Below are 13,311 nucleotides of genomic sequence, written 5' to 3'. Positions count from 1 at the left end.
TATTATTATATCATTATGTATATATTTTAAGGAAAATTAATGACTTATTTAGAGATTGATGGTGTTGAAAAGTTAAATGGAGAAGTGATAATAAGCGGTGCAAAAAACGCTGCACTTCCTTTGATAGCTTCAAGTATTTTAGCTAAAAATGAAGTGCAAATTTCAAATTTACCAAATGTAGCAGATATTTGCACCCTACTTTCTTTGCTTGAAAATTTAGGAGCAAATTATACTTTTAAAGACAATTTTGCAAAAATAAATACAAAACATTTAAATAAAACCATAGCAAAATACGACATCGTGCGTAAAATGCGTGCTTCTATACTTACCTTAGGGCCTTTACTAGCTAGATTTGGAAATTGCGAAGTTTCTTTACCAGGAGGTTGTGCTATAGGCCAACGCCCTATTGATTTACACCTTTTAGCTTTAGAAAAAATGGGGGCTAATATTGAGATCAAGCAAGGTTATGTGGTAGCTAGCGGAAAGCTTAAGGGTGCTGATGTGATGTTTGATAAAATCACTGTTACAGGCAGTGAAAATATCATTATGGCAGCAGCCCTAGCTCATGGTAAAACTAGACTTTTAAATGTTGCTAAAGAGCCTGAAGTGGTGCAACTTTGTGAGGTTTTAGCTAGGGCTGGGCTTGATATACAAGGCATAGGATCTTCTGAGCTTGAAATTTATGGCACAAGTGGAGAACTTTTAGAATTTAAACCTTTTGAAATCATTCCTGATCGCATTGAAGCAGGAACTTATTTGTGTGCAGGAGCTATCACTAACTCAAAAATCACTCTAAAAAAAGTCAATGCAAGCCATCTTAGCGCAGTTTTGGCAAAGCTAGAGCAAATGGGTTTTAGCTTTGATATTAATGAAGATAGTATTAGTATAAATCCTGCTAAAGAAATCAAACCGGTTGAAATTTTAACTAGCGAATATCCAGGCTTTCCAACGGATATGCAAGCACAATTTATGGCTTTAGCTTTAAAAGCAAATGGTACAAGTATTATTGATGAGAGATTATTTGAAAATCGTTTTATGCATGTAAGTGAGCTTTTAAGAATGGGAGCTGATATAAGATTAAACGGGCATATTGCTACTATAAATGGCACTAAAGAGCTTTTGGGAGCTGATGTTATGGCTACTGATTTGCGTGCGTCTTCTGCTTTGATTTTAGCAGCTTTAGCAGCTAAAGGAACTAGTAAAATTCATAGAATTTATCATCTTGATAGAGGGTATGAAAATTTAGAAGAAAAATTTAAAAAACTAGGCGCAAGTATAAGAAGGCTTGAAGAATGAGAGATATTTTTGCAACTTTAAATTTTTTAAAAGAACAAATCAAAGCAAAAAATGAATTTCAAAAAGCAAATTTGACGCAAGCTTTGGGGTGTATTTTATATGAAGATGTTTTTGTGAAAAAAAACCTACCCGCTTTTGATAATTCTGCCCTAGATGGTTATGCGTTAAATTATGCACATAAGAATGAATTGCTAAAAATAAAAGGAAGCATTTTAGCAGGCGATAAAAATGATTATATTTTAGAAAAAAATGAATGTTATAAAATTATGACAGGAGCTAAAATTCCTCAAAATGCAAATACTATTTTAATGTTTGAAGAAGCTTTGCTTGAAGATGAAAAGCTCAATGCCAAAAACGCTAAAGAAAACAATGCCATCCGCTTTAAAGGCGAGGAAGCAAAGCTTGGAGAGCTTTTGTTTAAAAAGGGACAAAAAATCACTTCAGGTATGATAGCTATGCTTGCTGCTCAAGGAATTTATGAGTTAAATGTCGTTAAAAAATTGCGTGTTGGGATTTTTTCAAGTGGAGATGAGCTTGTAGAACCTTGGGAAAATGCTGATGAATACAGCATATATAATGCAAATGCTTTTGGAATTTATGCTATTTTGCAAGATTATGCTGATGTTGAGTATTTAGGACTTATAAAAGATGATTTAAATGCATATAAAAAGCTTTTAAAAAATAAAGAATTTGATATGCTTATAAGCAGTGGTGGGGCTAGCGTGGGTGAGGCTGATTTTATCAAACAAGCTTTGCTTGAGTGTGATTTTAGCCCTATTTTTGAAAAAGTAAATGCTAAACTTTGCAAGCATGTAAAACTTTTTAGCAAAAGCGATACGCTTTTTCTAGCCCTACCAGGAAATCCTTTAGCCTCTTTAGTTTCAACGCATATTTTTGCAAAAAATATACTCAATTTACTTTATGGTAAAGAACTTTTGGAATTTGATAAAGCAAGATTGACTAAAGATTTAAATTTCAAAGGTCAAAGAAATGATTTTGCTTTTGGAAAATTAGTCGATGGATATTTTAAACCAAGTGAAGCTAAATTTGGCTCAGGTATGCTAAAACCTTTATGTGAAAACACGCATATTTTAATCACGCAAATAGATGACACAAAATTAGCAAAAGATCAAGAAGTTAAAGTTTTAAAAATTTAATAGGGTATTACACTACCCTATTTTGAATGATTAATTTCTTGCTTTATCTAAGGTTTTAAAAAGATTATTTAAGATATTTTCTTCATTTTTTTGGTATTTGCTTTGGCGTAATTTCTCCCAAGCATATACGCTATAATCTTTAGAAATCGAACCTATATTTAAATCTGTATTACTAAAAGCATTGTTGCTATCTTTTTTATACTCTTTTTCTTCTTTGTCTTTAAGTGCATTAAGCGTAGCTTGAAATTCATCTGAAGATGTGTTTTTTTCTTTGATTTTTGTCATATTATTTAGGGCTAGCGGACTATTTTTATCATTTACTTGCATGAGCGCTCCTTTTAAAATTTAATAATCACAAGCAAAAAACATTCCTTAATTTTAAAAACTTGACAATAAAATAAAGTTTTGATAAAATCACACTCTACTTTCAAAATGCGGGAATAGCTCAGGGGTAGAGCACAACCTTGCCAAGGTTGGGGTCGCGAGTTCGAATCTCGTTTCCCGCTCCACTTCTTTTAACTAAAATCAAACTTTTTTAATGTATTATACGATTAATATATTTTTATAAAAGGTTGCTGTATTGTTTTTTAAGCAAATCATTCTAGTTTTATTTTTCTATACTTTTAGTTTTGCTTCGAATTTTGATGAAGTAAAATTAGCTTTGATTAAAGAATTTAAGACAAATTATCCGCAACTAGAAATCATTTCTTTAGATCTTAATACTCAATCAAGTTTGCCTGCTGATTTTAATCAATACATTTTTTTAAAGCTGGGTAATCATAATTTTGATAGAGCAGATGGTTTTGTAAAGGCTGAATTTAAAACTCCAGAGCAATATAAAAAAAATATATTTTTTAAGTATTTTTTAAAGGCAAAATTAGAAGTTTTGCAAACCACGCGCCCTATTGCACGTAATGAAAATTTAAGTCCTGCTAGTTTTAAAATTTTAAAAATTCCTTTTGATAAAGCTCCTCAAGGTGTATTAAAAAAAGATGAAATCGCAAATTTAATAGCCAAAAGCAATATAAGAGAAAATATGATTTTAAAATATAATATGTTTAAAACCAAAACCCTTATACAAAGAAATGATTCTGTTTATGGGGTTATCAAAGATGGGGATTTAAGCATGATAATAGAATTAAAAGCCTTGCAAAGCGGGAATTTAAACCAAAGAATTCGCCTTAAAAACAAAGATGGAAAAGTCGTGCATGGTAAAGTTATTAGTAAAAATTATGTGGAGCTAAAATGAGAAAAATTTTAGTAGGTATTAGCGGGGCTAGTTCTTGTGAACTTGGTTTTTTATTATTAAAACATTTAAAAGAAAAAGGACAAATTTATGCCATTGTGAGTAAAAATGCAAAAATAAGCTTTGCAAAAGAAAATTCTCTTTTAGAAAATATAGATTTTTTACAATATATAAAAGATAAATTTGAACTTGAGCATGTAAATTTTTTAGATAATGAAGACATTAGTCAATGCGTTGCAAGTGGATCTTTTGGTATAGAAACGACTTTTATCACGCCTTGCTCGATTAATACTTTGGCAAAAATTGCTTGTGGTATAAATGATACTTTACTTACAAGAGCTGCAGGAGTGGCTTTAAAAGAACGCAAAAAACTCGTACTTGGGGTAAGGGAAATGCCCTATTCTACTTTAAATTTAGAACAAATGGCTAAACTTTCTAGCTATGGAGTTATCATTGCTCCTCCTGTAATAGCAAGTTATGCTAAGGTTGATAATTTAGAAAAGTTATATGAATTTATCATAGGAAAATGGCTTGATCTAGCAAATATTGAGCATAATTTATATCAAAGGTGGCAATAATGGCTAGTTGTATATACCCAGGGACATTTGATCCTATCACTAATGGACATTTAGATGTGATCGTTCGAGCTAGCAAGATGTTTGAAGAAGTAGTTGTTGCCATAGCTAAAAGTGAGAGTAAAAAGCCTATGTTTAGCTTAGAGCATAGAGAAAAAATGGTAAAAATTGCTACAAAAGACTTAAAAAATGTTAAAATTACAACTTTTGATAACTTACTAGTAGATCTTGCTAAAAATTTGCAAATAAATATCATTATAAGAGGCTTAAGAGCGGTGAGTGATTTTGAGTATGAATTACAACTTGGTTATGCAAATCACATGCTTTGGGAAGATTTTGAAACTATATATCTTATGCCAAATTTAAAAAATTCTTTTATTTCAAGCTCCATAGTAAGATCAATTTGTATGCATAATGGCGATGTGAGTAAGCTTGTGCCAAAAGAAATTATACCTTTATTAAAGGAGAGAGATTGTATATAGCTTTTGAAGGGGTTGATTGTGTAGGCAAAAGCACGCAAATAGAGCTTTTAAAAAAATATTTTCATAATGCATTTTTTACCAAAGAACCAGGTGGAAGTGAGCTTGGGGTGCATTTGAGAAAAATTTTATTAGAAAGTAAAATGCAATTTTCTAAAAAGGCTGAGCTTTTGCTTTTTTTGGCAGATAGAGCAAATTTAATCGACATGCATTTAGCGCATAATAAAAACAAACTTATCATTTCAGATCGTAGTTTTATTTCTAATATGGCTTATGCAAGATGTGATTTTGATCAAAATATTTTATTTGAGTTAAATTCTTTTGCCACAGGTGGAGTTTTTCCACAAAAGGTTGTGTTTTTGCATGGTTCTAAAGAGCTTATTGAGCAAAGACTTTCTAAAAAAGATTTAGATAGTATTGAAAAAAGAGGGATTGAATATTTTTTAAATATACAAAAAGCTTTAGAAGAAACTTTAGAGTTTTTAAAAACTAAAATAGATATAAAAATTTTAAAATTAGATGCTTCTTTGAGTATTGAAAATTTACATGAAAAGATTAAGGAATTTATAGATGATTAATGCTTTAAAAGGAATGAAAGATTTACAAGATGATCAAGCTATTCTTTATGAAAGAGTAGTTAAAACTTGTGAAGAAGTGGCTAAAAACTATGGTTTTACTTTTATTAATTGTCCGCATTTAGAACTTACTAAGCTTTTTAAAAGAAGTGTTGGGGAAAGCTCAGATATAGTTGGTAAAGAAATGTATGAATTTGTTGATAAAGCAGGCAATGATGTGTGTTTGAGGCCTGAAGGGACAGCTGGAGTGGTAAGATCATACATAGAAGCTAAAATGGATAAGGCTCAAAGTGTTAAAAGATGGTTTTATCATGGCTCTATGTTTCGCTATGAAAGGCCGCAAAAAGGAAGATTGCGTGAATTTCATCAATTTGGTGTAGAAAGCTTTGGTATAGCAAGTGTATATGAGGATGCGAGTATTATTTTAATGCTAAATGAAATTTTTAAACGCTTAGAAATTCATACAAGTTTGAAAATTAATTCTTTAGGCTGCAAAGAATGTATGGGTATATATAAAGAAAAACTCATAGCTTTTTTAAATTCTAAAGAAGGTTTTTGTGAAGATTGTTTAAGAAGAAAAGACTTAAACCCTATTAGAGTGCTTGATTGTAAAAATGATCATTGTCAAAGTTTAATCGAAAATGCGCCAAAACTAAGTGAAAATTTATGCTCATGTTGTAAAAAAGATTATGAAAAATTACAAAAACTTTTAAAAGAAAATGATGTTGAGTTTGAGTGTGATGAGAAATTAGTGCGCGGGCTTGATTATTATTCTAAAAGTGCATTTGAGTTTGTTAGTGATGAAATCGGTGCAAAGGCTGCTGTGGCAGGTGGTGGAAGATATGATAGATTGATTGAATACTTAGATGGTAAAAGTGGCTATGGTGTGGGTTTTGCTATGGGTATAGAAAGGATTATGGCTATTTTAGAGCAAAAACAAAGCGTAAAAGCTAGAGAAGGAATTTATCTTTGTGCTATGGATGAAGCTTTTATAGATACTATTTTTAAATTAGCAAATACTTTAAGAAAAAAACATAAAGTGTATTTAAGTTATGAAGCAAAAAAACTTGCAAAGCATTTAAATCAAGCAGATAATACTAATGCTAAAATCTTTTTATGTATAGGTGAAGATGAAATGCAAAAAGAAGAGATTTTTTATAAAAATTTAGATAGTAAAGAAAATAAAAATATAAAATTAGCAAATTTGGAGAATGAGTTATGATTGATTATGGTATTAATATTTGGGGTGCGAATAATTTTATTATCGAAAATGGTAAAGTATGTGTAAATCATGGTAAAAAACCTGCTATTATAGATATAGTAAATACTTTGCGTGATGATGGTTATAAGGGGCCATTATTGCTTCGTTTTCCCCATTTAATCCATAAGCAAATTGAGCAAATTTATAATAAATTTGCCAAAGCAAAAAAAGAATTTAACTATAAAGGTTCTTTTAATGCTGTGTATCCTTTAAAAGTCAATCAATACCCAGGTTTTGTAAAAAATTTAGTTAATCTAGGTAAAGAATATAACTATGGTTTAGAAGCAGGAAGCAAGGCCGAGCTTTTACTAGCTATGGCTTATAATAATGAAGGCGCTCCTATAACAGTTAATGGCTTTAAAGATAAAGAACTCATAAATATGGGCTTTATAGCGTGTGAAATGGGTCATAATATTACTTTAACTATGGAAGGGCTTAATGAGCTTGAAGCAATGATTGAAATTGCTAAAAATCGTTTTAAACCAAAGCCAAATATAGGCTTAAGGGTGCGCTTGCATTCAGCTGGAGTAGGAATTTGGGCAAAAAGTGGTGGTATAAATTCAAAATTTGGTTTAACATCCACTGAGCTTATTGAAGCAGTAAATCTTTTAAAAGCTAATAAGCTTTTAGATCAATTTACTATGATACATTTTCATTTAGGCTCACAAATTACTGAAATTCATCCTTTGAAAAAAGCTTTAAATGAAGCGGGTAATATCTACACTGAGCTTAGAAAAATGGGTGCAAAAAATTTAAAAGCTATTAATCTTGGCGGGGGTTTAGCAGTAGAATACTCTCAGTTTAAAAACGAAACAAGCAGAAATTACACCTTAAGTGAGTATGCAAACGATGTTGTGTTTATTTTAAAAAGCATAGCAGAACAAAAAAAAGACTTAGAGCCTGATATTTTTATAGAAAGTGGGCGTTTTGTAGCGGCTAATCATGCTGTTTTAGTAGCGCCTGTTTTAGAGCTTTTTTCTCAAGAATACACAGAAAGCAAGCTTTTGTTAAAAGATAAAAATCCAAAACTTATTGATGAACTTTATGATTTGTATAAAAACATTAAAGCCTCTAATGCGCTTGAGTATTTACATGATAGTATTGATCATATGGAGAGTATTTTAACCTTGTTTGATTTGGGTTATGTAGATTTGCAAGATCGCTCTAATAGTGAAATTTTAGTGCATTTGATTATGAGAAAAGCTATTTCTTTAGTGGGTGATCAAGCTGATTTATCAAGTTTACAAAATGAAGTACAAGAAAAATATTTAGTGAATTTTTCAGTATTTCAGTCTTTACCTGATTTTTGGGGTTTAGAGCAAAATTTCCCTATCATGCCACTTGATAGACTTAATAAAAAACCTACAAGAAGCGCAAGCATATGGGATATAACTTGCGATAGTGATGGAGAAATTTCTTATTCTAAAGATAATCCTTTGTTTTTGCATGATATTGATGTAGAAGCTGAAGATTATTTTTTGGGATTTTTCCTAGTGGGAGCTTATCAAGAAGTCCTTGGTATGAAGCATAACCTTTTTACACATCCAACCGAAGCTTGTATAAGTATCAATGAAAAGGGTTTTGAAGTAGAAAGCGTACTAGAGGCTCAATCTATTTTAGATACCTTAGAAGATCTTGACTATGATATTCATGCAATTATGGATAATATTAATGAAAAAATTTATGCTTCAAAACTTGTTAATGAAAATCAAAAAAAGCATATTTTGGGTGAAATTTATTTATTCTTAAATGATAATGGATATTTAAAAAGCATAGGTTCTAAATGAGTATTTTTAAACTAATCAAAGAAGATTTTTCTATGCCAAAACAAAAAGATCCTGCATATAGATCTTGGGTGGAATTAGTTTTTAACTATCCTGGTGTTTGGGCTGTGGTAAATTATCGTTTTGCACATTTTTTTTACCAAAAAGGTTTTAAAAAAATAGCAAGAATGATTAGTGGAATTTCGCAGTTTTTTACCGGAGTTGATTTACACCCTGGGGCGCATTTGGGTAGAAGGATATTTATAGATCATGCAAGTGGGGTTGTGATTGGCGAGACTTCTATTATAGGTAATGATGTTTTGATTTATCAAGGTGTTACTTTGGGTGGAACGAGTTTGGATAAAAATACCAAAAGACATCCCACTATAGAAGATGGCGTAGTAATAGGCTCTGGTGCTAAAATTTTAGGCAATATTACCATAGGTAAAAATGCAAAAATAGGCTCAAATGCAGTTGTATTAAAAGATGTTGAGGCAAATTTAACAGCTATTGGCATACCTGCTTATATTAAAGAACATGGCAAGATTGATTATAAAGAAAAAATCGCTAAATTAGAAGCAAGGCTTGCTATTTTAGAAGAAAAGCTAAATAAAGAGGATAAATGATAGCAATTACAGGTGGAGGTACAGGAGGGCATTTAGCTATAGCTAGATGTTTATTGCAAAGTGCAAGAAAACAAGGTATAGAATGCATTTATATAGGAAGTGAAAATGGCCAAGATAGACTTTGGTTTGAAAATGAAAATGGCTTTTATAAAAAATATTTTCTAAGCTCTCAAGGCGTTGTTAATAAAAAAGGCTTAGCTAAGGTTCAATCGTTTTTGCATATTATAAAACTTGCAAGAAAAACAAAACAAATTTTAAAAGAACATAATATTAAAGCAGTTTTTAGTGTGGGTGGATATAGCAGTGCTCCAGGTGCTTTTGGTGCTTTAATGGCAAATATCCCGCTTTTAATCCATGAGCAAAATTCAAAAATGGGAAGTTTAAATTCACTTTTAAAGCCTTTTTCTAAAGCTTTTTTTACTGCTTTTGATGATCAAATTAACAAAGCAAATACTTTCTTTTGTCCTTATCCTATTAATGAAATTTTTTCTCAAAAAGCAAGAGTGAGAAAAGAATTAAAAAATATTATTTTTCTTGGCGGCTCTCAAGGGGCTAAATTTATAAACGATCTTGCTTTAGAAAATGCTTTATATTTTAAAGAAAAAGGCATAAATATCATTCATCAATGTGGTAAGAATGATTATGAAAGATGTAAAAAAGCTTATGAGGATTTAAATGTCAATGCAGATCTTTTTGACTTTGATAAAAACATTATAGATAAAATTTCTAAAGCAGATTTAGCCATATCAAGATCAGGTGCAAGTAGTCTTTTTGAGCTTAGTGCAAATTTACTTCCTTGTATTTTCATACCTTATCCCTATGCAGCTAAAAATCATCAGTATTTTAATGCTTTGTATTTAAAAGAGCGTAATTTATGTGAAATTTTAACCCAAGAAGAAAAACATAAATTTTTAAACTTAGTGGAAAATTTCTCATTAGAAGAAAAATCTTTAGACTTACAAGAATTAAAAAGTGAAAATGGTGCAGATTTTATGATAGAAAAGGCAAAACAAATGGGGTTTATTTAAATAAAATACTCCCCAAACGCACCATATTTGAGCCACATTTTATAGCTAGTTCAAAATCCCCACTCATACCCATAGAGCAAATTTTTGCCCCGTGTTTTTGTAAAATTTCATAGATTTTAAAAGTTTGTTCAAAACTTTCTTGAACTTTTTCCTCATCCATAGAGCCTATACACATAATGCCTACTAGATTTAATTTTTTACACTCTTCTTGTATTTGCAAATACTCTTCTATGGCCTTATTTTGCTCTATGCCACTTTTAGAACTTTCATTGGCAGTATTTATTTCTAATAAAGTATCTAATTTATAATTAAGTCTTTTATCTACAGCTTTGGCGCTTTTTAAACCATTGCAAGATTGCCAAAGCAATGGGTTTTGTTTGATTAAAAGATTGATTTTATTACTTTGAAGATTGCCTATAAAATGCCATTTGATTTCTAAGTCTTGAAGTTTTTCTTTTTTTAAAGCTAAAGCTTGGACTTGATTTTCTCCAAACTCTACAACACCTTGCTTAAAAAGCTCTCGAATTTGTTCATCTTGAACATACTTGCTAGCTGCTACTAAACGCACATTTTGTTTTATGGTTTTTTCAAAAATACTTTCTAAATTCATCTTTTCCTACATCAATTCATATAATTTTTTACGCTCACTTGAGCTTCCTATGCCAAGTTGCATACGATATTTTGTGATAGTTCTACGCCCTAGTTGTACACTTGGGAATTCTTTTTGAGTAAGTTCAAGAATTTTCAAATCACTCAAAGGCTTTTTAGGATTTTCTTTTTTTATTAAATTACTAAGAAAATCTTTAATAGTTGCATTAGAAGTTTCACCATCATCCACTGCAGTAGTAAAGAAAGACTTTAAGGGTATTAAGCCTCTGTCACAACTTAAGTATTTATTTGCAATTGCTCTTGAGATGGTAGAAGCATTTCTTTCAAGATCTTGCGCTAAGTCTTTAAGCTGCATAGGTTTGATATCCCCGCCCATGAAAAAATCATATTGATATTCTATAATCATAAGCCCTAGTTTATAAAGGGTAGCTTTACGCATAGCTAATGCATCGATTAAATTTTTAGCATCTTTTAAATAAGCACTTAAAAACTCATGATCTAAACCATCTGCTTCAAAAGCAATTTCAGGGTAATAATCATCATTAATTTTAATTTTAATTTCACCATTTTCTTGATAAATAAATATATCAGGAATGATTTCCATACTCTCTTCAAAATATTCTAAAAAAGGCGGAATAGAGATTTTTTTAATTATCGCTATAGCCTTTTTATACAAAGGATCTTTGATAAAATCTTTTGCATTTTCTAAATTTAAAATCAACATTTTGCAAAACTCATAAAGCTCATCATCTAAGTCAAAATGCTCTAATGCAAAAATAAAAGCTTCTTGATTGTCTTTTGCCCCTACTCCAACGGGATCAAGGTATTTAAATCTTTGCCTGATTTTTTCCACTTCTAAAGGATCAAATTCACCTAAAATTTCCTCATCATATTCAAAATAACCTTCATGGTTTAAACATTCTATGATTTTTTCAGCAATAGTTTGGGATTTTTTAGTAGGAAAAAATGGTGGTATGATTTGCTCGCTTAAAAGTTCATACACATTTTTTACTTCTAAGCTTTTTGCATCAATCATTTGCGTGGTGGTATTTTTACTAAAATATTCTTGATAATACTTGTTTTGATTGTTTGTAATACTTGAGTTTTCTTTGATCTCTATAAAAGGATTTTCTTTAGCAAATTCATCTAAGCTTTCTTTTAGATCTTCAATATTAGCTTGCAATATAGGAAGCCAAGATCTTAAGGTTTGTGATAGTTTTGCTTTTTGCGTTATAGAGGTTTTTTGTTTAAGCATTATTCAAGTCTAAACTCACTTCCAAGATAGTATTTTTTAACATCTTCATTATGTGCAATTTCATTAGCATTGCCACTAGCTAGCAACCTTCCGCTTCTAATCACATAAGCTCTATCGCAAATTGCTAGAGTTTCTCTTACATTATGATCGGTGATTAAAACACCTATGTTCATAGCCTTTAAATCATTAATCAAGCTTTGAATTTCACTCACTGCGATAGGATCAACCCCAGCAAATGGTTCATCTAAAAGTAAAAATTTAGGATCACACATAAGCGATCTTGCGATTTCACAACGCCTTCTTTCACCCCCACTTAAACTCATACCTTTTCTGTGCCTAATAGGCTCTATGCTAAGTAATTCTAGCATTTGTTCTATCTTTTGTTCTAATAAATTTTTATCCTTATATATTACTTGGGCGGCTAAAAGTAAATTTTCTTCTACGCTTAAGTCTTTAAAAACACTACTTTCTTGAGGTAAATACCCAATGCCAAGCTTTGCTCTTTTATTAAGTGGTTCTTTTGTGATATCTTGTGAGTCTAAAAACACCTGTCCGCTTGTTGGTAAAATAAGCCCACATATCATATAAAAACTTGTAGTTTTTCCTGCCCCATTAGGCCCTAAAAGTCCTACTACTTCCCCGCTTTGTACTTCTAGTGAAACATCGTGTATGATTTTAGTTTTTTTAATGATTTTTTCTAAATTTCTAGCTTCTAGCTTACTCATGTACTATATACTTTCTTTTACTTTCATAAGGAATGATTTGTAAAATTATATTAAAAATTTGATATTTATCTAAATATTTTTTTAATTTTTCATCACCCCACTCTACCAAATGCAAACCCTCTTCAAAAAAATTTTCAATCAAACCATTTTTTAAAAGTCCATTAAAACCTTCTTGATAAATATCATAATGATACATTTTACCTTGTTGAAAATCATATTCTTGCATGATAGAAAATGTAGGAGAATTAAGTGTTTTTTCTATTCCAAGAAATTGAGCATAGTTTTGCACCAAAGTAGTTTTACCACTTGCTAAATCCCCTTGAAGCAAAATAACTCCATTTTTAGGCAAAATTTCACAAAGCTTATAAAGCTCATTTTGACTTAAAATCATTTCTTTCATTGAATTTTTACCACATATTTTTCTTGCATAGCTTTTGGTATGCTTTTGGTTGTTGGTATGTCTAAGACTTTATAGATATTAGTATATTCTATAAATTTAATGCTTATTTCATCGCCAATTTTTACTTCTTTACTAGCTTTAACTACTTGATTGTTTATACTTACTACGCCACTTTTACACATATCCTCTGAAATAGCACGACGCTTAGTAATATTAACTACATTTAAAAACTTATCTATTCTCATAAAAATATTTTATCAAAAAATACAAGAAAATGTTATAAAATGTCTAAATATTTTACATTATATTAAGCTAA

At 30.5% G+C, this 13,311-nt stretch carries 16 protein-coding genes and 1 tRNA gene; 11 read left to right on the top strand and 6 right to left on the bottom strand.

From position 1 onward, the window contains the following. Positions 1 to 39: 39 nt before the first annotated feature. On the top strand, positions 40 to 1,296 hold the full coding sequence (gene murA, locus L8X40_RS05270; RefSeq protein WP_087700602.1) for a UDP-N-acetylglucosamine 1-carboxyvinyltransferase: 1,257 nt from the start codon (positions 40 to 42) through the stop codon (positions 1,294 to 1,296). Beyond that, entirely contained in the window at positions 1,293 to 2,453 is a 1,161-nt protein-coding gene (locus L8X40_RS05265) for a molybdopterin molybdotransferase MoeA (RefSeq protein WP_087700601.1), read from the top strand. Before murA ends, L8X40_RS05265 begins: the two co-directional genes overlap by 4 nt. Before the next feature lie 30 nt (positions 2,454 to 2,483). On the opposite strand, the gene L8X40_RS05260 is transcribed toward L8X40_RS05265, so the two are convergent. Next, entirely contained in the window at positions 2,484 to 2,780 is a 297-nt protein-coding gene (locus L8X40_RS05260; RefSeq protein ID WP_087700600.1) for a hypothetical protein, read from the bottom strand. 107 nt (positions 2,781 to 2,887) lie between these two features. On the opposite strand from L8X40_RS05260, the gene L8X40_RS05255 reads away from it, so the two are divergent. From L8X40_RS05255 to murG, 9 genes are all read left to right on the top strand, one after another. Beyond that, a tRNA-Gly gene (locus tag L8X40_RS05255) sits at positions 2,888 to 2,962 on the top strand. Positions 2,963 to 3,033: 71 nt separating this feature from the next. After that, complete coding sequence (gene flgA / locus L8X40_RS05250; RefSeq protein WP_263667479.1) at positions 3,034 to 3,702, top strand: flagellar basal body P-ring formation chaperone FlgA; 669 nt, start codon at positions 3,034 to 3,036, stop codon at positions 3,700 to 3,702. Then, positions 3,699 to 4,277, top strand: a complete 579-nt coding sequence (locus L8X40_RS05245; RefSeq protein WP_263667478.1) for a UbiX family flavin prenyltransferase — start codon at positions 3,699 to 3,701, stop codon at positions 4,275 to 4,277. The genes flgA and L8X40_RS05245 overlap by 4 nt, the downstream gene beginning before the upstream one ends. Continuing rightward, positions 4,277 to 4,756: a pantetheine-phosphate adenylyltransferase gene (gene coaD / locus L8X40_RS05240; RefSeq protein WP_039628309.1), complete on the top strand. Its 480-nt coding sequence runs from the start codon at positions 4,277 to 4,279 to the stop codon at positions 4,754 to 4,756. The genes L8X40_RS05245 and coaD overlap by 1 nt, the downstream gene beginning before the upstream one ends. Beyond that, positions 4,747 to 5,331, top strand: a complete 585-nt coding sequence (gene tmk / locus L8X40_RS05235; RefSeq protein ID WP_039618258.1) for a dTMP kinase — start codon at positions 4,747 to 4,749, stop codon at positions 5,329 to 5,331. Before coaD ends, tmk begins: the two co-directional genes overlap by 10 nt. Further along, on the top strand, positions 5,324 to 6,550 hold the full coding sequence (gene hisS / locus L8X40_RS05230; protein WP_263667477.1) for a histidine--tRNA ligase: 1,227 nt from the start codon (positions 5,324 to 5,326) through the stop codon (positions 6,548 to 6,550). The genes tmk and hisS overlap by 8 nt, the downstream gene beginning before the upstream one ends. Continuing rightward, positions 6,547 to 8,376 (top strand): biosynthetic arginine decarboxylase, encoded by a 1,830-nt coding sequence (gene speA, locus L8X40_RS05225; protein WP_039628312.1) that lies wholly within the window; start codon positions 6,547 to 6,549, stop codon positions 8,374 to 8,376. The genes hisS and speA overlap by 4 nt, the downstream gene beginning before the upstream one ends. Beyond that, positions 8,373 to 8,978, top strand: coding sequence for a serine O-acetyltransferase (cysE, locus tag L8X40_RS05220; RefSeq protein ID WP_214135977.1), 606 nt, complete (start codon positions 8,373 to 8,375; stop codon positions 8,976 to 8,978). The genes speA and cysE overlap by 4 nt, the downstream gene beginning before the upstream one ends. Further along, complete coding sequence (gene murG, locus L8X40_RS05215; protein WP_039628314.1) at positions 8,975 to 10,006, top strand: undecaprenyldiphospho-muramoylpentapeptide beta-N-acetylglucosaminyltransferase; 1,032 nt, start codon at positions 8,975 to 8,977, stop codon at positions 10,004 to 10,006. The genes cysE and murG overlap by 4 nt, the downstream gene beginning before the upstream one ends. Here the strand turns inward: murG and L8X40_RS05210 are convergent. The 5 genes from L8X40_RS05210 to L8X40_RS05190 are packed head-to-tail and all read right to left on the bottom strand — an operon-like array spanning position 9,999 to position 13,240. Next, entirely contained in the window at positions 9,999 to 10,616 is a 618-nt protein-coding gene (locus L8X40_RS05210) for a YggS family pyridoxal phosphate-dependent enzyme (RefSeq protein WP_039628315.1), read from the bottom strand. The two genes, murG and L8X40_RS05210, sit on opposite strands and share 8 nt — an antisense overlap. A 6-nt stretch (positions 10,617 to 10,622) precedes the next feature. Beyond that, positions 10,623 to 11,870, bottom strand: coding sequence for an RNA polymerase factor sigma-54 (locus L8X40_RS05205; protein WP_039641436.1), 1,248 nt, complete (start codon positions 11,868 to 11,870; stop codon positions 10,623 to 10,625). Next, positions 11,870 to 12,595, bottom strand: coding sequence for an LPS export ABC transporter ATP-binding protein (lptB, locus tag L8X40_RS05200; protein ID WP_039618272.1), 726 nt, complete (start codon positions 12,593 to 12,595; stop codon positions 11,870 to 11,872). The genes L8X40_RS05205 and lptB overlap by 1 nt, the downstream gene beginning before the upstream one ends. After that, positions 12,588 to 12,995 (bottom strand): tRNA (adenosine(37)-N6)-threonylcarbamoyltransferase complex ATPase subunit type 1 TsaE, encoded by a 408-nt coding sequence (tsaE, locus tag L8X40_RS05195; protein ID WP_087700594.1) that lies wholly within the window; start codon positions 12,993 to 12,995, stop codon positions 12,588 to 12,590. The genes lptB and tsaE overlap by 8 nt, the downstream gene beginning before the upstream one ends. Beyond that, positions 12,992 to 13,240: an RNA-binding S4 domain-containing protein gene (locus L8X40_RS05190; protein ID WP_039618276.1), complete on the bottom strand. Its 249-nt coding sequence runs from the start codon at positions 13,238 to 13,240 to the stop codon at positions 12,992 to 12,994. Before L8X40_RS05190 ends, tsaE begins: the two co-directional genes overlap by 4 nt. Between the last annotated feature and the right edge of the window lie 71 nt (positions 13,241 to 13,311).

It is taken from the genome of Campylobacter sp. CNRCH_2013_0855 (assembly GCF_025773025.1).
Taxonomy (GTDB): domain Bacteria; phylum Campylobacterota; class Campylobacteria; order Campylobacterales; family Campylobacteraceae; genus Campylobacter_D; species Campylobacter_D jejuni_C.
The sequence above is the reverse complement of the archived record's forward strand: the minus strand, read 5'-3'. Positions and strand labels throughout refer to the sequence as shown.

What these genes read in the sequence shown, in the direction of transcription:
- speA (WP_039628312.1), top strand. Translation starts at nt 6,547, where the DNA reads ATGATTGATTATGGTATTAATATTTGGGGTGCGAATAATTTTATTATC.
- lptB (WP_039618272.1), bottom strand. Translation starts at nt 12,595, where the DNA reads ATGAGTAAGCTAGAAGCTAGAAATTTAGAAAAAATCATTAAAAAAACT.
- hisS (WP_263667477.1), top strand. Translation starts at nt 5,324, where the DNA reads ATGATTAATGCTTTAAAAGGAATGAAAGATTTACAAGATGATCAAGCT.
- L8X40_RS05265 (WP_087700601.1), top strand. Translation starts at nt 1,293, where the DNA reads ATGAGAGATATTTTTGCAACTTTAAATTTTTTAAAAGAACAAATCAAA.
- L8X40_RS05190 (WP_039618276.1), bottom strand. Translation starts at nt 13,240, where the DNA reads ATGAGAATAGATAAGTTTTTAAATGTAGTTAATATTACTAAGCGTCGT.
- murG (WP_039628314.1), top strand. Translation starts at nt 8,975, where the DNA reads ATGATAGCAATTACAGGTGGAGGTACAGGAGGGCATTTAGCTATAGCT.
- tsaE (WP_087700594.1), bottom strand. Translation starts at nt 12,995, where the DNA reads ATGAAAGAAATGATTTTAAGTCAAAATGAGCTTTATAAGCTTTGTGAA.
- L8X40_RS05245 (WP_263667478.1), top strand. Translation starts at nt 3,699, where the DNA reads ATGAGAAAAATTTTAGTAGGTATTAGCGGGGCTAGTTCTTGTGAACTT.
- L8X40_RS05210 (WP_039628315.1), bottom strand. Translation starts at nt 10,616, where the DNA reads ATGAATTTAGAAAGTATTTTTGAAAAAACCATAAAACAAAATGTGCGT.
- L8X40_RS05260 (WP_087700600.1), bottom strand. Translation starts at nt 2,780, where the DNA reads ATGCAAGTAAATGATAAAAATAGTCCGCTAGCCCTAAATAATATGACA.
- L8X40_RS05205 (WP_039641436.1), bottom strand. Translation starts at nt 11,870, where the DNA reads ATGCTTAAACAAAAAACCTCTATAACGCAAAAAGCAAAACTATCACAA.
- cysE (WP_214135977.1), top strand. Translation starts at nt 8,373, where the DNA reads ATGAGTATTTTTAAACTAATCAAAGAAGATTTTTCTATGCCAAAACAA.
- coaD (WP_039628309.1), top strand. Translation starts at nt 4,277, where the DNA reads ATGGCTAGTTGTATATACCCAGGGACATTTGATCCTATCACTAATGGA.
- murA (WP_087700602.1), top strand. Translation starts at nt 40, where the DNA reads ATGACTTATTTAGAGATTGATGGTGTTGAAAAGTTAAATGGAGAAGTG.